The organism is Pantoea sp. B270, from assembly GCF_018726825.1.
In the GTDB taxonomy this organism is placed as follows: domain Bacteria; phylum Pseudomonadota; class Gammaproteobacteria; order Enterobacterales; family Enterobacteriaceae; genus Pantoea; species Pantoea dispersa.
The window spans coordinates 2,590,295-2,610,934 of record NZ_JAHCSX010000001.1; the positions used below are offsets into that span (position 1 = coordinate 2,590,295).

The 20,640-nt window shown below is 58.8% G+C and carries 16 protein-coding genes and 1 rRNA gene; 9 read left to right on the forward strand and 8 right to left on the reverse strand.

What is annotated here, in order from left to right; genetic code table 11:
- Nucleotides 1–35: 35 nt before the first annotated feature.
- The 5 genes from mioC to ravA form a co-directional block, all read right to left on the reverse strand.
- Nucleotides 36–476 (reverse strand): FMN-binding protein MioC, encoded by a 441-nt coding sequence (gene mioC / locus KOL70_RS12415; RefSeq protein ID WP_021508182.1) that lies wholly within the window; start codon nucleotides 474–476, stop codon nucleotides 36–38.
- 154 nt (nucleotides 477–630) lie between these two features.
- Nucleotides 631–1,092 carry a transcriptional regulator AsnC gene (gene asnC, locus KOL70_RS12420; protein WP_007893613.1) on the reverse strand — a complete coding sequence of 154 codons (462 nt, stop codon included), beginning with the start codon at nucleotides 1,090–1,092 and terminating at the stop codon, nucleotides 631–633.
- Between the two features lie 105 nt (nucleotides 1,093–1,197).
- Nucleotides 1,198–3,336 carry a 5-histidylcysteine sulfoxide synthase gene (gene ovoA / locus KOL70_RS12425; RefSeq protein WP_371824657.1) on the reverse strand — a complete coding sequence of 713 codons (2,139 nt, stop codon included), beginning with the start codon at nucleotides 3,334–3,336 and terminating at the stop codon, nucleotides 1,198–1,200.
- A 71-nt stretch (nucleotides 3,337–3,407) separates the two neighbouring features.
- Nucleotides 3,408–4,868: an ATPase RavA stimulator ViaA gene (gene viaA, locus KOL70_RS12430; RefSeq protein WP_125311207.1), complete on the reverse strand. Its 1,461-nt coding sequence runs from the start codon at nucleotides 4,866–4,868 to the stop codon at nucleotides 3,408–3,410.
- A complete protein-coding gene (gene ravA / locus KOL70_RS12435; RefSeq protein ID WP_215480728.1) occupies nucleotides 4,865–6,361 on the reverse strand; it encodes an ATPase RavA in 1,497 nt (498 codons plus the stop codon). The genes viaA and ravA overlap by 4 nt, the downstream gene beginning before the upstream one ends.
- 299 nt (nucleotides 6,362–6,660) lie before the next feature.
- On the opposite strand from ravA, the gene kup reads away from it, so the two are divergent.
- The gene (gene kup / locus KOL70_RS12440; RefSeq protein WP_021508177.1) at nucleotides 6,661–8,529 is read left to right on the forward strand and encodes a low affinity potassium transporter Kup; all 1,869 of its coding nucleotides are present in this window, start codon (nucleotides 6,661–6,663) and stop codon (nucleotides 8,527–8,529) included.
- Between the two features lie 11 nt (nucleotides 8,530–8,540).
- On the opposite strand, the gene qseC is transcribed toward kup, so the two are convergent.
- Nucleotides 8,541–9,872: a quorum sensing histidine kinase QseC gene (gene qseC / locus KOL70_RS12445; protein WP_215480729.1), complete on the reverse strand. Its 1,332-nt coding sequence runs from the start codon at nucleotides 9,870–9,872 to the stop codon at nucleotides 8,541–8,543.
- Complete coding sequence (gene qseB / locus KOL70_RS12450; RefSeq protein ID WP_215480730.1) at nucleotides 9,869–10,531, reverse strand: quorum sensing response regulator transcription factor QseB; 663 nt, start codon at nucleotides 10,529–10,531, stop codon at nucleotides 9,869–9,871. The genes qseC and qseB overlap by 4 nt, the downstream gene beginning before the upstream one ends.
- Before the next feature lie 170 nt (nucleotides 10,532–10,701).
- On the opposite strand from qseB, the gene KOL70_RS12455 reads away from it, so the two are divergent.
- The 7 genes from KOL70_RS12455 to rbsR all read left to right on the forward strand — a co-directional run bounded on the left by KOL70_RS12455 (nucleotide 10,702) and on the right by rbsR (nucleotide 17,068).
- The gene (locus KOL70_RS12455; RefSeq protein ID WP_058758226.1) at nucleotides 10,702–11,097 is read left to right on the forward strand and encodes a YgiW/YdeI family stress tolerance OB fold protein; all 396 of its coding nucleotides are present in this window, start codon (nucleotides 10,702–10,704) and stop codon (nucleotides 11,095–11,097) included.
- Nucleotides 11,098–11,270: 173 nt separating this feature from the next.
- Complete coding sequence (rbsD, locus tag KOL70_RS12460; RefSeq protein ID WP_021313542.1) at nucleotides 11,271–11,690, forward strand: D-ribose pyranase; 420 nt, start codon at nucleotides 11,271–11,273, stop codon at nucleotides 11,688–11,690.
- 7 nt (nucleotides 11,691–11,697) lie between these two features.
- Nucleotides 11,698–13,206, forward strand: a complete 1,509-nt coding sequence (gene rbsA / locus KOL70_RS12465) for a ribose ABC transporter ATP-binding protein RbsA (protein WP_215480731.1) — start codon at nucleotides 11,698–11,700, stop codon at nucleotides 13,204–13,206.
- On the forward strand, nucleotides 13,203–14,174 hold the full coding sequence (gene rbsC, locus KOL70_RS12470) for a ribose ABC transporter permease (protein WP_021508172.1): 972 nt from the start codon (nucleotides 13,203–13,205) through the stop codon (nucleotides 14,172–14,174). Before rbsA ends, rbsC begins: the two co-directional genes overlap by 4 nt.
- 27 nt (nucleotides 14,175–14,201) lie before the next feature.
- Nucleotides 14,202–15,077, forward strand: a complete 876-nt coding sequence (gene rbsB, locus KOL70_RS12475; protein ID WP_021508171.1) for a ribose ABC transporter substrate-binding protein RbsB — start codon at nucleotides 14,202–14,204, stop codon at nucleotides 15,075–15,077.
- Between the two features lie 64 nt (nucleotides 15,078–15,141).
- Complete coding sequence (gene rbsK, locus KOL70_RS12480) at nucleotides 15,142–16,071, forward strand: ribokinase (protein WP_166720610.1); 930 nt, start codon at nucleotides 15,142–15,144, stop codon at nucleotides 16,069–16,071.
- Nucleotides 16,072–16,075: 4 nt separating this feature from the next.
- A complete protein-coding gene (gene rbsR / locus KOL70_RS12485) occupies nucleotides 16,076–17,068 on the forward strand; it encodes a ribose operon transcriptional repressor RbsR (RefSeq protein WP_369597187.1) in 993 nt (330 codons plus the stop codon).
- On the opposite strand, the gene mdtD is transcribed toward rbsR, so the two are convergent.
- On the reverse strand, nucleotides 17,065–18,468 hold the full coding sequence (gene mdtD / locus KOL70_RS12490) for a multidrug transporter subunit MdtD (protein WP_215480732.1): 1,404 nt from the start codon (nucleotides 18,466–18,468) through the stop codon (nucleotides 17,065–17,067). The two genes, rbsR and mdtD, sit on opposite strands and share 4 nt — an antisense overlap.
- Before the next feature lie 542 nt (nucleotides 18,469–19,010).
- On the opposite strand from mdtD, the gene KOL70_RS12495 reads away from it, so the two are divergent.
- Nucleotides 19,011–20,552: ribosomal RNA gene (locus KOL70_RS12495) — 16S ribosomal RNA — on the forward strand.
- The last annotated feature ends 88 nt before the right edge of the window (nucleotides 20,553–20,640 follow it).

Consider the following 20,640-nt stretch of genomic DNA (forward strand, 5'->3'; position numbering starts at 1 on the left):
CACAAATACCCGATCCCCGACCAGCAAAGATCGTCTTAAATCTGCGGGTGCCAGCTGGCGACCCACACTTCCGCCGGATCTTCCGGAATCTCATGTTCCAGCACGTCGATCTCCAGCCGATCGCCAATACGTTTGGCGCCCAGCTGCGTTAACGTCGTCTCCAGCAGCTTGATCGCACCGCAGAACAGATCGTATTCATGATTACCGATACCCACTGCGCCAAAGCGTACGCCTGACAGATCCGGCTGGCTCTCCTGCAGCGCTTCATAAAACGGCAGCAGGTTGTCCGGCAGTTCGCCGGCACCGTGCGTTGAGCTGACAATCAGCCAGACGCCCTCCTGCGGCACCTCATCCAGCTCGGGTCCGTGCAGCAGTTCGGTTGAAAAGCCTGCTTCCTGCAGTTTCTCTTCCAGATGTTCAGCGACATATTCGGCGCTGCCAAGGGTACTGCCACTGATTAAGGTAATATCGGCCATGATGCTCTCCCGCACTAAAGGCGAGCATTGTACGCTGTGATCAAGCGGTGATCCACCTGTGGAAAACAGGGTTAATCGTCGATAGCATCAGGCGACAAGGCGCATCACAAAAGCGATCCGCCCGGGATAAGGTTATGCACAGCGGGGAAGCCGATCACGGCTTGATGGTGCGCATGATCGGGTTTTGCAGGGAGATCAGCGTTTCGGTGGACTGGATTTCATCAATGGTCTGGATCTTGTTGATCAGCACCTGCTGCAGCGCGTCAATGGAGCGGCACATCACTTTAATAAAGATGCTGTAGTGGCCGGTGGTGTACCAGGCTTCCACCACCTCATCCAGCGCTTCCAGTTTGCTGAGCGCTGCCGGATAGTCGCGCGCGCTTTTCAAAATGATGCCGATAAAACAGCAGACATCAAACCCGAGCTGCCGTGGATCGATCTCCACGCGCGTACCCAGAATAATCCCCGCCTGACGCATCTTCTCGACGCGCACGTGAATCGTGCCGGGGCTGACGTTGAACTGCTTGGCGAGTTCGGCGTACGCGGTGCGCGCGTTTTGCAGCAGCGCATTTAAAATGCCGCGGTCGAGATTATCCAGTTGCAGGTGTTCCGCCATCATCCATCCTCATTAGGTTCTTCTTCTCTGAACAGGGAGAATGTGCAGCAAATTAGCGGGACAGGCAAGGCGCAGACAGCGGAGCTGCCGCTGTCTGCACGCTTTTTAGCGCTTACGCCACAGCGTCAGCTGGGCCTGTGTGTGCTGGAACTTACGCGCGGTTTCGCGAATCACAAACGGCACGTCCTGCGGCGGCGCAACCTCCTCAAAGGCATCGCGCAGCAGTCGTTGCAGCGCCTGCCAGGTGGTGAGCGCTTCACCGTTTTCACGGAAACCGCCCAGCCAGTTCTCCTTCGGCGTGAACTCTTCCAGCCAGGTGTAAGGTGAGGAGATAGCCAGCAAACCGCCGGAGCGGATCATCGGCGTGATGTCCTGCAGGAAGCGCTTCGGCTGGCGCAGGCGATCGATCAGGTTAGAGGCCAGTACCAGATCGTAGCCATCGGGCTGCGGTTTCAGGTTACAGGCATCGCCCTGCACAAACTGAATGCGCTGTGCCAGGGTCTCATCGAAACCAAACTCTTTTAGCCGCACCTGGCGATACTCCACCAGCTCTCCCTCTTCCGGCACCACGTAACGGAAATCCTCGCCCGAGGTCAGCTGCAGCGCCACGTCGATAAAGCGCGCCGAGTAATCCATGCCGGTGACCGCAGCAAAATGGCGCGCCAGTTCAAAGCTGGCACGGCCGGTGGCGCAGCCGATATCCAGTGCACGGCCGCGCTGCGTGCAGTGCGGCAGCACGATGTCGACCAGCGCCGCCGCGTAGTTCGGCACACCGTAATAGCCGGGGCCGTACTGGAAGTCGAGGTACTGCGACACCATGCTGTCGGTTTCATACGGATTCAGCGCCATGCTCTCCTGATGCGAGGAAACCACGTAGCGGAAACCGGCATGCTGGAAGAAGTGGCGCCGGAAGGCGTAGCGTGAGGATTTCAGCGCTTCGTTGCCGGTGGAGATCCAGCTGCCGCCTTTGATCAGCGCATGTTTGCCGTCAAAGGTGGGCGTGGAGAAATCGTCATACAGCGGATGTACCCTGAAGCCTTCAAAGCCGTTGGTCGGCGTGGTGGTCCACTGCCAGACGTTGCCGACGATGTCGAAGAAGTCACCCTGGGCAAAATGGTCTACCGGGCAGGAAGAGGCCCAGCGGGCAAGGTTGATGTTGCCCGGCGCGTCGATCCAGTCCGGCTGATCGCCGGCAACCTGCTCGCGCAGCTGCATCCACTCGGCTTCGCACGGCAGCTGGATCGCTTTGCCGCTTTCTTCCGCCAGCCAGCGGCAGAACGCCGCCGCTTCCAGCTGATTCACTTCGGCGGGCCAGTCCCACGGCATCGCCACTTCTTCGGTCATCAGGCGCAGCCGGAGATCGTCAGGTTGCGCGATGTCACCCACCCAGAAAGTCGGCATCTGCGCCTGGGCAAACTCGCGCCAGCCCCAGCCTTCGTCATCCCACCAGCGGCGTTCGTTATAGCCGTTGGCGGCAATAAAATGAAAGAACTCGGCGTTGCTCACCAGCATTTTGCTGGCTTTGAACGGTTTCAGCTCCGTTGAAAGGCTGCCGTATTCGTTATCCCAGCCGTAGGTATCATCGGTTTTACCCTGCGTGACGCGTCCGCCTGGCATCGCCACCAATGTATTGGCCGGTACCGAGGCACGATCGTGGCGCGCCTGCGGACACGCCGGCCAGTGCGGCTGCGGTTTTACCCACTCAAGCGGCAGCTGGCGGATCAGCACGCTGGAGGTTTCGAGGTGAATACGCTCATGCTCAATGCCCATCAGAATCACCCACGCCGGGCTGTCCCAGTCAATCGGCAGCTCCAGCGGCATGGTGCGGATGAATTCACTTACCACGGTTTTCACTTTGCCGCGGTAGTCGCGCACCTCGGCTACGTCCGGCCAGCTGTAATGGCTGTCGTCGAGATCGTCCCAGCTCATCTCATCCACGCCGATCGCCATCATCGCCTCGATGCGATCGTCAATACGCTGCTGCAGATAACCGCCCGCCATCAGCTTATTAATGTAGAAAGTGGCGGTATGGCCAAAGTAAAAGATCAGCGGATGGCGCAGGGTGATGGCTTTATTAAAGTACGCGCGCTCATCGGCGAGGCAGTCGAACAGGCTTTCATACAGCTCCCAGGTCTGGGTGAAATAGGCCAGCAGTTCGGCGCGTTTGGCGTCGCTGCTGCTGCCGGAAAGCCGGACGGTGCGGGTGGGCGCAGGCAATTGATCGTGAAGATGAGCGGTTGTCACAGTGAACTCCGTAAGCTGATTAAACACAGCGGGTAATTCACTATAGCAAATTAGCATTTCTGCCTGATGAATTAGCGTTTCCAGCGGCGCAGCAGGCGGCTTTTCAGGCCGGTATCAAAGCGCCAGATGTGATCGAAAATGCGCAGAATGCCGGGTTTGCCGTGCGCCGACATCGCCACGGCGTGGAAGCGTTGCTGGTGGTGACGCTGGCGCTGTTTAATGATGCTGACGATGTCGTCCGGCAGACGCTGGGCGATAAAATCGGAAACGATCACCGCATCGGCTTCCTGCCACTGACTGCCCTCCATACGCGTGACCACCGCAGACAGGCAGGCGGCCAGATCGGTGCCGCCGCGAAAACGCTGGCTGAGAAAACGGATTGCCTGCTCAATGCCATTATCGGCGGTCAGCTCGTAGCCAATCACTTCATGAGCAAACAGCATGATGTAGCAGCGCCGCCTGTCGGCCAGCGCCACCTTCAGCAGCGCCAGACAAAACGCTTTGGCGCAGCGTTCATTGAAACCGCCCATCGAACCAGAGGTATCCACGCAGACGATGAACGGGCCGCGCGGCTGCGCTTCGTGCTGCTGATGGCTGGCCGGGCGCAGCGTCACTTTCTCGTGCCAGGCATCGCCCTGTAACCGGTAGGTCAGCAGGCGTTTCTCCACCAGCCGGCGATAAAATTCCAGCTCCAGTTCGCTGATGCTCAGCGCCGCCAGCTCCGGCGGCAACAGACGCAGCACATCGTCACTCTGATGGATGCCGCTGACCTCTTCCGGCACGTTGTCCGGCTCGCGCACCAGCTGATGAAACGCTTCCAGCGGCGCATCCTGGGACGGTACCGATTTCGCTTCGCGGCTGCGTCCCAGCTGCTGCGCCAGTTTCATCAGTTCCGGCTGCTGGGCGAGGAAATCGCCGTACTGCACAATCAGCTCATAGTCGCCATGCTGCAGCGGTGCCTTGCTCAGATCCCACAGGCGTCCGGCGGCGGCTTCGTCGTCATCGGTCAGAATCGGCGCCAGCTGGCCGCTGATGGCCATGCGCTGCTGCAGCTCGGCCATCAGGCGTTCCCGCTGCTCTTCCAGCAGGGTTTCGTTCAGCGTCAGGGTTTGCAGCGTCAGGCTCAGGCGCCAGCGCTGCAGGAACAGCGTGTGCTGCGCATTGCTCAGCTGGGCGCTGTCGGTATGCAGCAGCAGTTTGCTGGCTTCTTCGATAAACGGGGACGGCAGCGCTTTCAGCTGCGTCATGATGGCGGGCAGTTGTTCACTGAAGGCGTGGCTGCTGAGCAGCTGCATCTGCTGGAACAGCTGAAATTCGCGTGCCAGCGCGTCCGGCACCGGCGTGGTTTTCATCTGGGCGGCAATCTCGGCGCGCCAGCGCGGCAGCTCGCCCATCATTGCCTGTTTCAGGCGCGGAAATTTTTCAAAGAACAGCGCCAGCTGCGGCGAGGCCAGCAGTGCCACGATCAGCTCTTCGATCAGCTCGGTTTCGCCAATCGACAACAGCGTGCTGAGCGTCTCCAGCGAGATCATTTTCTCGCCTGTTTCTGCTGTTCCGCCACATCCTGCAGGCTGGTTTCGACGCGCGCCAGCCAGTCGTCGCTGATAAACAGGCAGCGCTGGTGCTGGCTAAACAGCGTGCGCTGCGCGCGCAGCTGGGCCTCCAGCGCGTCGTATTCTTCAATGATTTCCTGTGGCACGTCGCTGCTGCTGGCGGCACCCGGCAGCGTCAGGCGCGTGGACTGCAGGCTGACGTCGCGCAGCGTCAGACAGTGGTGCGCATCCACCAGCAGGTCGAGCGTCTGGCCAAAGCCGATGCCGTTGAGCTTGCCGCGGATCTCGCCCGCTTTCAGCAGCCACTGATTGAGCGCATCGCGTGCCACCACCACGTGCGTGACCTGCATGTCGTGCAGCGTCAGCGGCTGTTGCAGCATCAGGGTCAGCTGTTCGTCCGTGATCGAGGCCGGTAATTCATAGTGCGGTTTGCGGCTGAACATGCCGCTGTGCTTCTCCAGCGTCAGCGCCTGCGCCACGCTCTGCTGCTGTTGCAGCGCCAGCCGGCGCGCTTTGATCTGCTGCAGCGTGTGCAGCATCGCCTGCTGCTGCCACGCGTGCTGCGTCATCAGCGCATCAATTTCACGGTCCAGCAGCTGCATCGACGCCACGTCGTGCCACAGACAATCTTTCAGCAGGATCAGATCAAGCGGGGCAATCGCCACACGGCCGCTGTAAAACGCGCTGGCCTGCAGCAGATGGATGGCTTTTTTCCAGCGGCGGTCGGAGATATACGGCGCCTCTGGCAGGTTCTCCAGCTGCTGGCGCAGCTGATAGATCAGTTCAAACACATGATCGGGCAGGCTGACCTGGCTGATGCCTTTCTGCCACTGCTGATACTCTTCATCGCTGATGCACAGCGATTCCGCCACCGGGTTGGCGTTTTCATCCTGCTGGTGGGTCAGCATGCTGCGGAAGTTCTGCTTTTCATGCACGTTGTCGAGCCACAGCCGGATCAGCATACGGTCGTACAGCGCTTCCAGACCGCTGTCGGCTTCTGGCAGTTCGTTGGAGGCGGTGACCAGCAGGCGCATCGGGATCGGCTCTTCGCTGTCGCCGTTGCGGAAGCGACGTTCGTTGATGGCAGTGAGCAGCGTATTGAGAATCGCCGGACCGGCTTTCCAGATCTCATCCAGAAAGACAATTTCGGCATCCGGCAGATAGCCTTTGGTCAGACGCTGATAGCGGCCTTCATCTTTCAGCGCCTGAATCGACAGCGGGCCAAACACCTCTTCGGGCGTGGAAAAACGGGTCATCAGGTATTCAAAGGCACGGGCGTGCTGGAAGGCGTATTTCAGGCGGCGGGCAATCAGGCTCTTGGCGATGCCCGGTGGCCCAAGCAGAAATACGCTTTCGCCGCTCAGCGCTGCCAGCAGGCAGAGACGAATGGCATGATGCCGTTCATACAGCCCTTTCTCCAGGGCATTGCTGAGGCGAGAAATTCTTTCTGCCAAAAGATGGGGTTGAGCCATAATCACATCATTGTCCTTCTGATCCTGGTGCCGTCATATTCTGGCGAGCGCAATACTCTACTGTTTATCACGCGTGAAAGCGTTGATAGCCGTCAGCTTTTTTGTTTCAGAAGGTTGAGGTGAGGCAAATCGCGGGTTTTCAGCGCATTTCGCGCCGATTTTCGGCGAAAAAACGCCGTGCTGACGGCGTAATGCCAGACGGTAAAAGTAGGTTTTTTCGGGAATATGTGCATACTGTGCGCTTTTTGATGATCTGAGCGCCGGGCTGAGGCCTGCGCGGCTCCAACAAAAGACAACTTATGAGCTCGGATAAGAAACAGTCCCTTGGCGCAGTCACTCTGGCGGCGATCGGCGTGGTGTATGGCGATATCGGTACCAGCCCGCTCTATACCCTGCGCGAGTGTCTCTCTGGTCAGTTCGGCTTTGGCGTGGAACGCGAGGCGGTGTTTGGCTTTCTGTCGCTGATCTTCTGGCTGCTGATTCTGGTGGTTTCGCTTAAATACATCAGTTATGTGATGCGCGCCGACAACGCCGGTGAAGGCGGGATCCTGACGCTGATGTCACTGGCGGGCCGCAATACCGGCGCACGCGCCACGGCGATTCTGGTGATCATGGGGCTGATTGGCGGCAGCTTCTTCTACGGGGAAGTGGTGATCACGCCGGCGGTATCCGTGCTTTCGGCCATCGAAGGGCTGGAGATCGCCGCGCCGAGCCTCGATAGCTACATTGTGCCGCTGGCGATTGCGGTACTGACGCTGCTGTTTGTTATTCAGAAACATGGCACCGGCATTGTCGGTAAGCTGTTTGCACCGGTAATGCTGCTGTGGTTCATCATCCTGGCGGTGCTGGGCGCGCGCAGTATCATCAATAATCCCGAGGTGCTGCACGCCATGAACCCGTACTGGGCGCTGCACTTCTTTATTCAGTACAAAACGGTATCGTTCTTCGCGCTGGGCGCGGTGGTGCTGGCGATCACCGGCGTTGAAGCGCTGTATGCCGATATGGGCCACTTTGGTAAGTTTCCGATTCGCCTGGCATGGTTTGTGGTGGTGCTGCCGTCGCTGGTGCTCAACTATTTCGGCCAGGGGGCGCTGCTGCTGGAGCATCCGGAGGCCATCAAAAACCCGTTCTTCCTGCTGGCGCCGGACTGGGCGCTGATTCCGATGCTGATTCTCGCTACGCTGGCCACGGTGATCGCCTCGCAGGCGGTGATCTCCGGCGTATTCTCGCTGACGCGCCAGGCGGTGCGTCTTGGCTATCTGCCGCCGATGCGCATCGTGCACACGTCCGAAGAAGAATCCGGCCAGATTTATATTCCGGTGATCAACTGGCTGCTCTATTTCTCTGTGGTGATTGTGATCGTCGGCTTTGAGCACTCCAGTAATCTGGCGGCCGCCTACGGGATTGCGGTGACCGGTACCATGGTGCTGACCGCCATTCTGTGTTCAACGGTGGCGATTCAGAACTGGCACTGGAATCGCTACCTGGTGGTGCTGATTCTCATCGCGATGCTGTGCATCGATGTTTCGCTGTTCTCCGCTAACCTGGTCAAAGTGTTCTCCGGCGGCTGGCTGCCGCTGACGCTGGCACTGATGATGTTTATCGTGATGACCACGTGGAAGAGCGAGCGCTTCCGCCTGCTGCGTCGTATGCATGAGCATGGCAATTCGCTGGAGGCGATGATCGCCTCGCTGGAGAAATCGCCGCCGGTGCGCGTGCCGGGCACGGCGGTCTACATGTCACGGGCGCTCAATGTCATCCCCTTTGCCATGCTGCATAACCTGAAGCACAACAAGGTGCTGCACGAGCGCGTGGTGCTGCTGACGCTGCGTACCGAAGATGCGCCTTATGTGCACAACGTGCGTCGCGTGACCATTGAGCAGCTGTCGCCCACCTTCTGGCGCGTGGTGGCAAGCTACGGCTGGCGCGAAACGCCGAACGTCGAGGAGATTTTCCACCGCTGCGGCCTCGAAGGGCTCAACTGCCGCATGATGGAAACCTCGTTCTTTATGTCACACGAGTCGCTGATCATCGGCAAACGCCCGTGGTATCTGCGTCTGCGCGGCAAGCTGTTCCTTGCGCTGCAGCGCAACGCCCTGCGCGCGCCGGATCAGTTTGAAATTCCGCCTAACCGGGTAATCGAGCTCGGTACTCAGGTCGAAATCTGACGCATCGCGCGTCACCAGCTGAGGGTGACGCGCAGCCCCTGCGGCTGCACCGCGCTAAAGGTCAGCCGGATGCCGTGCAGCTGAGCCACATTTTTCACAATCGACAAGCCAAGCCCGCTGCCGGTTTGCGCCTGCCCCGGCGGTCGCCAGAAGCGTTCGCCCAGCCGCGCCAGCTGCTCTGCGCTGACGCCCGGTCCGTTATCCGCGATCTCCAGCCTGCGCGCGCTGAGCCGCAGCTGAATCTCACTGCCGGACGGCGTGTAGCGCAGCGCGTTATCCAGCAGATTGCGCAGCAGTAAACCCAGCAGCAGTGGATGACCGTTCATCACCGGTTCCGCGTCAGCCGTCAGCGTCAGCCTGATATGCTGCGCTGCCGCCTGTGCCTGATGTTCGGTCACCAGCTGGTGCAGCAACGGCGCGAGGGGGACCGGCTGAAATTCGCTGCGCAGATCGTCCGCTTCGACGCGCGACAGCGTCAGTAGCTGATCGACCAGCCGCGTGGCGCGCAGGATGCCGCTGTCGAGCTGCTGCAGCGCATGGTTACGCATCGCCTCGTCATCGCCGGCCAGCTGAATCACCTCACTCTGCACGCGCAGCGCCGCCAGCGGGCTGCGCAGCTCGTGCGCCGCATCGGAGGTAAACTGCCGCTCGCGCTGGACCAGCTGTGCCATACGGGCAAACAGGCCATTCAGCGCCGCCACCAGCGGCTTCACCTCCAGCGGCAGGCGTTGCGGCGTCAGCGGGGTGGCATCATCCGGCGCGCGCTGCTGCAGCGATGCAGTCAGGCGTTTCAGCGGACGCAGCTCAAACCACACCAGCGCCAGCAGCAACAGCAGCATCAGCGGCATGGCCACCAGCCACGGCAGCAGGCTGCTCAGTGCCAGATCGCGCGTCATGTCATCACGATATTCCCACTCCTGTCCGACCACCACGCGCCACTGCTTATCGGCTGACGTCAGCCACAGCAGCCGCCAGCGATCGTCATCGCCACGCAGGCGACCATCGTGGAAGCCGTCACGATCCGCTGTAAACTGCAAATCGCGGCCGTTTTCGCCGTCGTTCAGCAGCGGTTTGCCGTCGGCGCTGAACAGCGCAAAGGCCAGCGCGTCGTCATCCTGATCGCCGCGATGGTGGCGCAGAATCGCTTTGGTTTTTGGCAGCGAGGCGGCCTGCAGGCGACTGGCATCCAGCGCCAGCAGGCGTTTGGCGAACAGCATCTGCTGGGTATCAAACAGCTCATTAACGGTGTCGCGCGTCTGCTGCCATGCGCTAAAGGTGGCGCTGGCTCCACACAGAATAATTAACAGCAGAAAGCCAATGGCCAGTCGCAGGAACAGACTCATTCTGCCGCTCCCAGCGTGTAGCCAATACCGTGCACGGTGCGGATGAACTGACTGCCGAGCTTTTTACGCAGATGGTGGATGTGCACTTCGACCGCGTTACTGGAGACGTCGTCGTCCCAGTTGTACAGTTTCTCCTCCAGCTGTGCGCGCGTCAGCACGCGACCGGGATTGCGCAGGAACAGCTCCAGCAGCGCCAGCTCACGGCTTTTCAGGCTGAGCGGTTCGCCATCGACCATCACGCTGTGGCTGCCGGGAGCCATCACCACCCTGCCGTGACGCAGCTCCGGCTGCAGCTGACCGTGACGGCGACGAATCAGCGCCTGCAGACGCGCGGCCACCTCCGTCAGCGCAAACGGCTTACACAGATAGTCGTCGGCACCGAGTTGCAGGCCCTGCACGCGCTGGTCCAGCGCATCGCGTGCGGTGAGGATCAGCACCGGGACATCCGCGCCCTGCTCACGCCACTGGCGCAGGATGTCCAGCCCGTCACGTTGCGGCAGCGACAGATCCAGCACCACGGCATCCCATGGCGCCGCGTTGAGCGCCTGAAATCCGGCTTCGCCGCTGACAAACCAGTCGACGCTGAAACCCAGTTTGGTCAGGCCGACCTTCAGGCCATCGCCAATCAGCGTATCGTCTTCAATTAATAAAATGCGCATGCGTTTCTCCCGGTTATCTGGGGGTTTATACGAAGCAGATGCGCGCTTGTACAGCGTCATTCGCCCGTTTTGGCTTATTTTTCCCCTCTTTTTTTCCCTTAAGATCCTGTTAAGAACCCTGTGGTGAAATAGCTCCCGTAATCCGCACAGACATGGAAATGAGGTGAAAAATGAAAAAGAGTGCAGCGCTATTCGCCATTATCGCCCTGGCGGCAACCCCGGTGTTAGCCGCCCAGCAGGGTGGCTTTGTCGACCCGAACGCGCCAGCCGCTCAGGCTAAAGCCGGCGGTTTTAAGGCCGATAACAGCAGTGTGGTGACGGTCAAGCAGGCCGAAGAGATGAAGGATGACAGCTGGATCACCGTGCGCGGCCAGCTTGATAAGCAGATCGGCGATGAAGATTATCTGTTCCGCGACAGCAGCGGCAGCATGAAAGTGGAGATCGACCACAAACGCTGGAACGGCCAGACCATTACGCCGAAGGATCAGGTCGAGTTGACCGGCGAACTGGATAAGGATTTCAATTCGATTGAACTGGACGTTAAACAGGTGCGTAAACTGCCTTAACTTCCCCCTGCGGAGCCACGTCGCTGGCTCCGCCATCCCGCCAAACTCAAATTTTCCCCGGCCCAGGCGAAACGTTTCGATGGCGATCACATTTCCGTGATGCCGTCATTGAGTTGCCATGTACATTTAATACACTGCCAGACAGCGAAACGTTTCGCTGTGGAGTGGAATAAATGAAAAAAGGTCGCCTGTTAAACGCTGAAGTCTCTCATGTGATTGCCCGCCTCGGGCATACCGATACGCTGACGATTGCCGATGCGGGCTTGCCGATCCCGGCCGGTCCACAGCGCATCGATCTGGCGCTGACGCCCGGTACGCCCGATTTTTTACAGGTGGTGGAGGTCATCACGCAGGAGATGCAGGTTGAGAGTGCCCTGATAGCGGAAGAGATCCAACAACACAATCCGCAACTCCACAGCCAGCTGATCGCCGTGCTCGAAGCCTTGCAACAGCACCAGGGGAATGTGATTAGCGTTCGTTACACCAGCCATGAACAGTTCAAACAACACACTCAGCGCAGTCAGGCGGTCATTCGCAGCGGAGAGTGCTCTCCGTATGCGAATGTCATCCTGAGCGCGGGCGTCACTTTCTGAGGCCGCTATGCAACCATTATTGCAACTCAGGGGCATTGAAAAATCCTTTCCCGGCGTGAAGGCGCTCAATGGCGCATCGCTGGCGGTCTATCCCGGGCGCGTGATGGCGCTGGTCGGGGAAAACGGTGCAGGCAAATCCACCATGATGAAGGTGCTGACCGGCATCTACAGCATGGACGCCGGTTCGCTGCACTGGCTGGGCAAAGAAGTGACGTTCTCCGGGCCGAAAGCGTCTCAGGAAGCCGGCATCGGCATCATCCATCAGGAGCTGAACCTGATCCCGCAGCTGACCGTCGCGGAGAATATTTTCCTCGGCCGCGAATTCGTGAACCGCTTTGGCCGCATCAACTGGAAACAGATGTATGCCGCCGCGGATGCGCTGTTAAAGCGTCTTAATCTGCGCTTCAGCAGCCACAAGCTGGTGGGCGATCTGTCGATTGGCGACCAGCAAATGGTGGAGATCGCCAAAGTGCTCAGCTTCGAGTCGCAGGTCATCATTATGGATGAACCGACCGATGCGCTGACCGATACCGAAACCCTGTCGCTGTTCCGCGTCATCAATGAGCTGAAAGCGCAGGGCTGCGGCATTGTTTATATCTCCCACCGCATGAAAGAGATCTTTGAGATTTGCGACGACGTCACCGTGTTCCGCGACGGCCAGTTTATTGCCGAGCGCGCGGTGGGCGATCTGAGCGAAGAGGGCCTGATCGAAATGATGGTCGGCCGCAAGCTCGAGGATCAGTATCCGCATCTCGATCAGACACCGGGCGAGGTGCGGCTGCGGGTCGAGCACGTTAGCGGACCGGGCGTAGAGGATGTCAGTTTTACCCTGCGTAAGGGCGAGATTCTGGGCATCTCCGGTCTGATGGGCGCGGGCCGCACCGAATTAATGAAGGTGCTATACGGCGCGCTGCCGCGTACGCACGGCAAAGTGACGCTTGACGGCCGCGAGATTGTCACCCGCTCGCCGCAGGACGGCCTGGCCAACGGCATCGTCTATATCTCGGAAGACCGTAAGCGTGACGGGCTGGTGCTCGGGATGTCGGTCAAAGAGAACATGTCGCTGACCGCGCTGCGCTACTTCAGCCGCGCCGATGGCGGCCTGAAGCACGCCGAAGAGCAGCTGGCGGTGGGCGATTTTATCCGCCTGTTCAATGTGAAAACGCCGTCAATGATGCAGCCGATCGGTCTGCTGTCCGGCGGTAATCAGCAAAAAGTGGCGATTGCGCGTGGCCTGATGACGCGCCCGGATGTGCTGATCCTCGACGAGCCGACGCGCGGCGTCGATGTCGGGGCGAAAAAAGAGATCTATCAGTTAATTAACCAGTTTAAAGCCGAAGGGCTGAGCATCATCCTGGTGTCGTCGGAAATGCCGGAAGTGCTGGGCATGAGCGACCGCATTCTGGTGATGCATGAAGGCCATCTGAGTGGCGAATTTTCCCGTGAGCAGGCTACCCAGGAATCCCTGATGGCAGCGGCGGTCGGTAAGCAACACAGCGAGGAGTTAGTTGTATGAGTACCCAAACCTTACCTGCCAGCCGTCGCTGGTTCAGCAAAGCCTGGCTGCTGGAGCAGAAATCGCTGATCGCGCTGATTGTGCTGATCGCCGTGGTCGCCAGCCAGAGCCCGAACTTCTTCACGCTGCCCAACATGTTCAACATCCTGCAGCAGACATCGGTCAACGCCATCATGGCGGTGGGCATGACGCTGGTGATCCTGACCTCAGGCATCGACCTTTCGGTCGGCTCGCTGCTGGCGCTGACCGGCGCGGTAGCGGCATCGATTGTCGGGCTGGAAGTTAATGCATTGGTGGCCGTAGCGGCATCGCTGGCGCTGGGTGCCTTTATTGGTGCCATTACCGGTGTGATTGTGGCACGCGGCAAGGTGCAGGCGTTTATCGCTACGCTGGTGATGATGCTGCTGCTGCGCGGCGTCACCATGGTTTACACCAACGGCAGTCCGATCAACACCGGCTTCAGCGATAACGCCGATCTGTTTGGCTGGTTCGGTATTGGCCGTCCGCTGGGCATTCCGACGCCGGTATGGCTGATGGCGGTGGTGTTCGCGCTGGCGTGGTACATGCTGCATCACACCCGCCTCGGCCGCTATATCTATGCGCTGGGCGGTAACGAAGCGGCCACGCGCCTGTCCGGCATCAACGTTAACCGCGTTAAAGTCATCGTCTATTCGCTGTGCGGCCTGCTGGCGGCACTGGCGGGCACCATCGAAGTGGCGCGTCTCTCTTCAGCGCAGCCGACGGCGGGCACTGGTTATGAACTGGATGCGATTGCCGCAGTAGTGCTGGGCGGGACCAGCCTCGCGGGCGGTAAAGGGCGCATTATGGGCACGCTGATCGGTGCGCTGATTCTCGGCTTCCTCAATAACGGCCTCAACCTGATGGGCGTATCGTCTTACTACCAGATGATTGTCAAAGCCGTCGTCATTCTGCTGGCGGTGCTGGTGGATAACAAAAGCAGTAAGTAACTCTGACCTTCACACAGGATTAAAGAAATGAAAAAGTTAACTGCATTGGCCGTCATCCTTGGCGCCACCCTCAGTGCTGGCGCGATGGCTAAGGATACGATTGCGCTGGTGGTCTCAACCCTGAATAACCCGTTCTTTGTGTCGCTGAAAGATGGCGCACAGAAAGAAGCCGATAAGCTGGGCTATAACCTGGTGGTGCTCGACTCACAGAATAACCCGGCAAAAGAGCTGGCAAACGTGCAGGATCTCACCGTGCGCGGCACCAAACTGCTGCTGATCAACCCAACGGATTCTGACGCGGTCGGTAACGCCGTGAAAATGGCTAACCAGGCGAACATCCCGGTGATTACGCTGGACCGTATGGCGGCGCAGGGTAAAGTTGTCAGCCACGTGGCGTCTGATAACCGCTTCGGCGGCAAAATGGCCGGCGATTTCATCGCGAAGAAACTGGGCGACGGTGCGAAAATCATCGAGCTGCAGGGTATTGCCGGCACCTCCGCTGCCCGCGAACGTGGTGAAGGCTTTAAGCAGGCCGCCGATGCGCACAAATTCAACGTGCTGGCCAGCCAGCCGGCCGACTTCGACCGTACTAAAGGTCTGAACGTGATGCAGAACCTGCTGCAGGCGCATCCGGACGTGCAGGCAGTCTTTGCCCAGAACGACGAAATGGCGCTGGGCGCGCTGCGTGCGCTGCAGACTGCAGGCAAAACCGACGTGCTGGTGGTGGGCTTTGACGGCACCGCGGACGGCGTGAAGGCGGTAGAATCCGGTAAACTCAGCGCGACCGTTGCACAGATGCCAGACAAGATTGGTATGATTGGCGTCGATACCGCAGATAAAGTTCTGAAGGGCGAAAAAGTGCAGGCGATCAACCCGGTTGACCTGAAACTGGTTACTAAATAAAACCCAAAGAAAAGCATGGCAACGCGCCACCCTCGCGGTGGCGCAACTTCCTGGATAACTCCCTATGAGCAAAAGCGCAAAACTGGCGGTACTCGGCAGCATCAACGCCGACCACATCCTCAACCTCGCCCATTTTCCCCGTCCGGGTGAAACGGTGATCGGGAAACAGTATCAGGTTGCCTTTGGCGGTAAAGGGGCCAACCAGGCCGTCGCGGCTGGCCGTGCCGGCGCTGACATTGCTTTTATTGCCTGCGTGGGTGCAGATGACATCGGCGAACGTATTCGCCAGCAGCTGCAGCAGGACCAGATTGATACCGCTCCGGTGGAAACCGTGGCGGAAGAAGCCACCGGCGTGGCGATGATCTTCGTGAATGGCGAAGGCGAAAATAACATTGGCATCTACTCAGGCGCCAACGCGGCGCTGACGCCAGCCTGTGTGGAGCGCCACCAGCAGGTGATTCGTTCGGCCGATGCGCTGCTGATGCAGCTGGAGTCGCCGCTGGACAGCGTGCTGGCCGCGGCCCGCATCGCGCGCGCCAGTCACACTCAGGTGATCCTCAATCCGGCGCCGGCGACCCAGCTCTCTGATGAGCTGCTGGCGCTGATCGACATTATTACGCCGAATGAAACCGAAGCGGAAATCCTCACCGGCATCGCCGTCAACGACGACGACGACGCGGCGCGGGCAGCCCAGGCGCTGCACGCCAAAGGCATCGATACCGTATTGATTACGCTGGGCCGGCGCGGCGTATGGCTCAGCGAGCAGGGCCAGGGACAGCGTATTCCCGGCTTCAGCGTGCAGGCGGTGGATACCATCGCTGCCGGTGATACCTTCAACGGGGCCTTCATTACCGCGCGGCTGGAAGGCGTGGCGATGCAGGATGCGGTCCGTTTTGCCCATGCGGCGGCAGCCATTGCCGTGACGCGCCCGGGCGCACAGCCCTCAGTGCCATGGCGCACTGAGATTGACGCATTCCTGCAGCAACAGGGTTAAGCGTTTGGCTACCATGAAAGATGTCGCCCGTCTGGCGGGCGTCTCCACCTCCACCGTTTCGCACGTTATCAACAACAACCGTTTTGTTAGCGAGCAGGTGCGCGACAGAGTGGAACAGGCGATTCGCGAATTAAACTACGCGCCGTCGGCGCTGGCGCGCAGCCTGAAGATCAAGCAAACGCGCACCATTGGTATGTTACTGACCGCCAGCAGCAACCCGTTCTACTCGGAAGTGGTGCGCGGTGTAGAGAACAGCTGCTATGAACGCGGCTACAGCCTGATTCTGTGCAATACCGAAGGCGATGAAGAGCGCATGAATCGCAGCCTTGAAACGCTGATGCAGAAGCGCGTGGATGGCCTGCTGATGATGTGCACGGAAACCCATCTGCCCTCCGCTGATATCCTTAATCGCTATCCTTCGGTGCCGATGGTGATGATGGACTGGGCGCCGTTTGAAGGGCGCGGCGATATTATTCAGGATAACGCGCTGCTGGGCGGCGAACTGGCTACGCAGTATCTGATTGATCGCGGTTACACCCGCATCGCCTGTATTGCCGGGCCGCTGGATAAAACCCCGGCGCGCCTGCGTCTGGACGGTTTTCATCAGGCGATGGCCGCCAGTGGGCTGGCGGTGCCGCCGGGCTATGTGGTGGACGGCGATTTCGAATTTCAGGGCGGTTTCAACGCCATGAATCAGCTGCTGGCGCTCGATCCGCCACCGCAGGCGGTGTTTACCAGCAACGATGCGATGGCGGTGGGCGTCTATCACGCCCTGTATCAGGCGGGACTGCGCGTGCCGCAGGATATGGCGGTGATGGGCTATGACAACATTGAGCTGGCGCGCTATCTGACGCCGCCGCTCAGTACCATTCATCAGCCGAAAGATGAGCTGGGCGAGCTGGCCATTGATACGCTGATTCATCGTATGAGCGATCCCGACGCCAGCCAGCAAACGCTGGTGCTGACGCCGGAGCTGGTGGAGCGCGGTTCGGTTTAACTGCTTTTACGCGTTTTCTCGCGGTTGGCGATCAGGTTACGGCCATCACCCGGCCGTAACATCAGAAACGCCAGCGCCGACAGCACGGTAATCACGCCCATGGTAAAGAAGGTAGCGTGGAACTGCTGCACCGTGGTGCTCTCAAAATCCTGGTAAAAGCGCAGCACGGCGGCGCTGACCGCCACGCCAAAACTGATCGACACCTGCTGCGTTACCGCCAGCACGCTATTGCCGCCGCTGGCGTTCTCATCATTCAAATCCGCCAGCGTGATGGTATTCATGGCGGTAAACTGGGTAGACATCGCCATGCCCAGTACAAACAGCGCCACCAGCAACATGATGATGCTTCCGTCCGGCGACTGCAGCGCGAAGCTGGCGACCAGCACGCCGATGATAACCGTAATGCCCACCAGCGTTTTACGATAGCCAAAGCGGCGCAGCACCTGAGTCACGGTGGATTTGGCCAGCAGCGAGCCAATCGCCGTAGGGCCCATCATGCAGCCGGCGATGATCGCCGGATAGCCAAATCCTACCTGTAACATCAGCGGCATCAGGAACGGAATACAGCCGGTACCGAGACGCGCGGCAATATTACCGATAATCCCGACGGAGAACGTGCGTGTCTTAAACATCGGCAGACTAATCAGTGGAGCCGGATGGCGACGCGCATGCATAATATAGAGCAGCAGCAATACCACGCCGCTGACCAGCACCAGCACCGCCTGCCACGGCGATACGATACGCTCGCCAAACAGCTCAATACCGATGGAGATCAGCACCAGGCCAAAACCAAACAGCATAAAGCCGCCGAAATCGAAGCGGCGTTTTGGCGTGGTGAAGTCTGGCATATATTTGCGTGCATAGAAGATGCCGGCGATGCCGATAGGAATATTAATCAGGAAGATCCAGTGCCAGCTGGCGTAGGTGACCAGCAGACCGCCGAGCATAGGGCCAAGAATCGGTCCGACCAGGCCGGGCATGGTGACGAAGTTGAATACCGGCAGCAGTTCGCTGCGCGGATAGGCGCGCAGCAGCGCCAGACGCGCTACCGGCATCATCATTGCTCCGCCAACGCCTTGCACCACGCGCGAAACCACCAGCATGCTCAGCGATCCGGACAGTGCACAGGCCAGTGACCCGAGCGTGAACAGGGAAACCGCCACAATAAACACTTTACGCGTGCCAAAGCGATCGGCCAGCCAGCCGCTGACCGGAATCAACATCGCGACCGTGAGCGTATAACTGATGACGGCGGACTGCATGGCGAGTGGGGAACGTTCAAGGCTGGTGGCAATGGCGGGAAGCGCGGTATTCAGGATGGTGGCGTCGAGAGCCTGCATAAAAAACGCCATGGCGGCGATCCAGGGCAGGCCGGCCATACTGCGCGCGGAGCGAATCATTGAAAATCCTTCTTGAAGAAAATCGGTCAGCAAAGAGCGTAAGTTAAACAGGATAGCATCGGTCGCTGCGATGATGGCGCTGATTTGTGCCGCTGTGAGAGCTGATTTGCCTGATTATTAGACGGGAAATGTCTGTTTTTACCGCGTTCGTATAAAAAAGTAGCTTTCAGTCAATTTTTTTCAGGAAATGCTTGTCACTTCAGATTAACTCCCTATAATGCGCCACCACTGAGACGGCAAAGCGGCAACGCAGGCGGCTCAGCAGGGCGTGAAGTGATTCACCCCGCCGGAGAAAAACGCTGAAAAAAGTGTTTGACTCTGAAGGAGGAAAGCGTAATATACGCCACCTCGCGACAGCAGGCCGAACGCCGCGTCGCACCGCTCTTTAACAATTTATCAGACAATCTGTGTGGGCACTCGCAGGATTGATATCAGCGTCTCCGGACGTAAAAAATATCAAGTCTTTGCTGAGTGAACACGTAATTCATTACGAAGTTTAATTCACAGAGCATCGCTGCACTCGTTGCAGCAAATCAAACTTTAAATTGAAGAGTTTGATCATGGCTCAGATTGAACGCTGGCGGCAGGCCTAACACATGCAAGTCGAACGGCAGCACAGAAGAGCTTGCTCTTTGGGTGGCGAGTGGCGGACGGGTGAGTAATGTCTGGGAAACTGCCCGATGGAGGGGGATAACTACTGGAAACGGTAGCTAATACCGCATAACGTCGCAAGACCAAAGTGGGGGACCTTCGGGCCTCACACCATCGGATGTGCCCAGATGGGATTAGCTAGTAGGTGGGGTAATGGCTCACCTAGGCGACGATCCCTAGCTGGTCTGAGAGGATGACCAGCCACACTGGAACTGAGACACGGTCCAGACTCCTACGGGAGGCAGCAGTGGGGAATATTGCACAATGGGCGCAAGCCTGATGCAGCCATGCCGCGTGTATGAAGAAGGCCTTCGGGTTGTAAAGTACTTTCAGCGGGGAGGAAGGCGGTGAGGTTAATAACCTCGCCGATTGACGTTACCCGCAGAAGAAGCACCGGCTAACTCCGTGCCAGCAGCCGCGGTAATACGGAGGGTGCAAGCGTTAATCGGAATTACTGGGCGTAAAGCGCACGCAGGCGGTCTGTTAAGTCAGATGTGAAATCCCCGGGCTTAACCTGGGAACTGCATTTGAAACTGGCAGGCTTGAGTCTCGTAGAGGGGGGTAGAATTCCAGGTGTAGCGGTGAAATGCGTAGAGATCTGGAGGAATACCGGTGGCGAAGGCGGCCCCCTGGACGAAGACTGACGCTCAGGTGCGAAAGCGTGGGGAGCAAACAGGATTAGATACCCTGGTAGTCCACGCCGTAAACGATGTCGACTTGGAGGTTGTGCCCTTGAGGCGTGGCTTCCGGAGCTAACGCGTTAAGTCGACCGCCTGGGGAGTACGGCCGCAAGGTTAAAACTCAAATGAATTGACGGGGGCCCGCACAAGCGGTGGAGCATGTGGTTTAATTCGATGCAACGCGAAGAACCTTACCTGGCCTTGACATCCAGAGAACTTAGCAGAGATGCTTTGGTGCCTTCGGGAACTCTGAGACAGGTGCTGCATGGCTGTCGTCAGCTCGTGTTGTGAAATGTTGGGTTAAGTCCCGCAACGAGCGCAACCCTTATCCTTTGTTGCCAGCGGCTCGGCCGGGAACTCAAAGGAGACTGCCGGTGATAAACCGGAGGAAGGTGGGGATGACGTCAAGTCATCATGGCCCTTACGGCCAGGGCTACACACGTGCTACAATGGCGCATACAAAGAGAAGCGACCTCGCGAGAGCAAGCGGACCTCATAAAGTGCGTCGTAGTCCGGATTGGAGTCTGCAACTCGACTCCATGAAGTCGGAATCGCTAGTAATCGTAGATCAGAATGCTACGGTGAATACGTTCCCGGGCCTTGTACACACCGCCCGTCACACCATGGGAGTGGGTTGCAAAAGAAGTAGGTAGCTTAACCTTCGGGAGGGCGCTTACCACTTTGTGATTCATGACTGGGGTGAAGTCGTAACAAGGTAACCGTAGGGGAACCTGCGGTTGGATCACCTCCTTACCTGAAGATACCTTCCCGCGAAGTGCTCACACAGATTGTCTGATAGAAAAGTAACGAGCAGGACGGCTGCGAAGTCGTGACACTTTGT

Coding starts and splice junctions, on each gene's coding strand:
- mdtD (WP_215480732.1), bottom strand. CDS start 18,468: ATGATTCGCTCCGCGCGCAGTATGGCCGGCCTGCCCTGGATCGCCGCC.
- KOL70_RS12455 (WP_058758226.1), top strand. CDS start 10,702: ATGAAAAAGAGTGCAGCGCTATTCGCCATTATCGCCCTGGCGGCAACC.
- rbsD (WP_021313542.1), top strand. CDS start 11,271: ATGAAAAAAGGTCGCCTGTTAAACGCTGAAGTCTCTCATGTGATTGCC.
- rbsB (WP_021508171.1), top strand. CDS start 14,202: ATGAAAAAGTTAACTGCATTGGCCGTCATCCTTGGCGCCACCCTCAGT.
- qseB (WP_215480730.1), bottom strand. CDS start 10,531: ATGCGCATTTTATTAATTGAAGACGATACGCTGATTGGCGATGGCCTG.
- rbsC (WP_021508172.1), top strand. CDS start 13,203: ATGAGTACCCAAACCTTACCTGCCAGCCGTCGCTGGTTCAGCAAAGCC.
- mioC (WP_021508182.1), bottom strand. CDS start 476: ATGGCCGATATTACCTTAATCAGTGGCAGTACCCTTGGCAGCGCCGAA.
- qseC (WP_215480729.1), bottom strand. CDS start 9,872: ATGAGTCTGTTCCTGCGACTGGCCATTGGCTTTCTGCTGTTAATTATT.
- viaA (WP_125311207.1), bottom strand. CDS start 4,868: ATGATCTCGCTGGAGACGCTCAGCACGCTGTTGTCGATTGGCGAAACC.
- rbsK (WP_166720610.1), top strand. CDS start 15,142: ATGAGCAAAAGCGCAAAACTGGCGGTACTCGGCAGCATCAACGCCGAC.
- rbsA (WP_215480731.1), top strand. CDS start 11,698: ATGCAACCATTATTGCAACTCAGGGGCATTGAAAAATCCTTTCCCGGC.
- asnC (WP_007893613.1), bottom strand. CDS start 1,092: ATGGCGGAACACCTGCAACTGGATAATCTCGACCGCGGCATTTTAAAT.
- kup (WP_021508177.1), top strand. CDS start 6,661: ATGAGCTCGGATAAGAAACAGTCCCTTGGCGCAGTCACTCTGGCGGCG.
- ravA (WP_215480728.1), bottom strand. CDS start 6,361: ATGGCTCAACCCCATCTTTTGGCAGAAAGAATTTCTCGCCTCAGCAAT.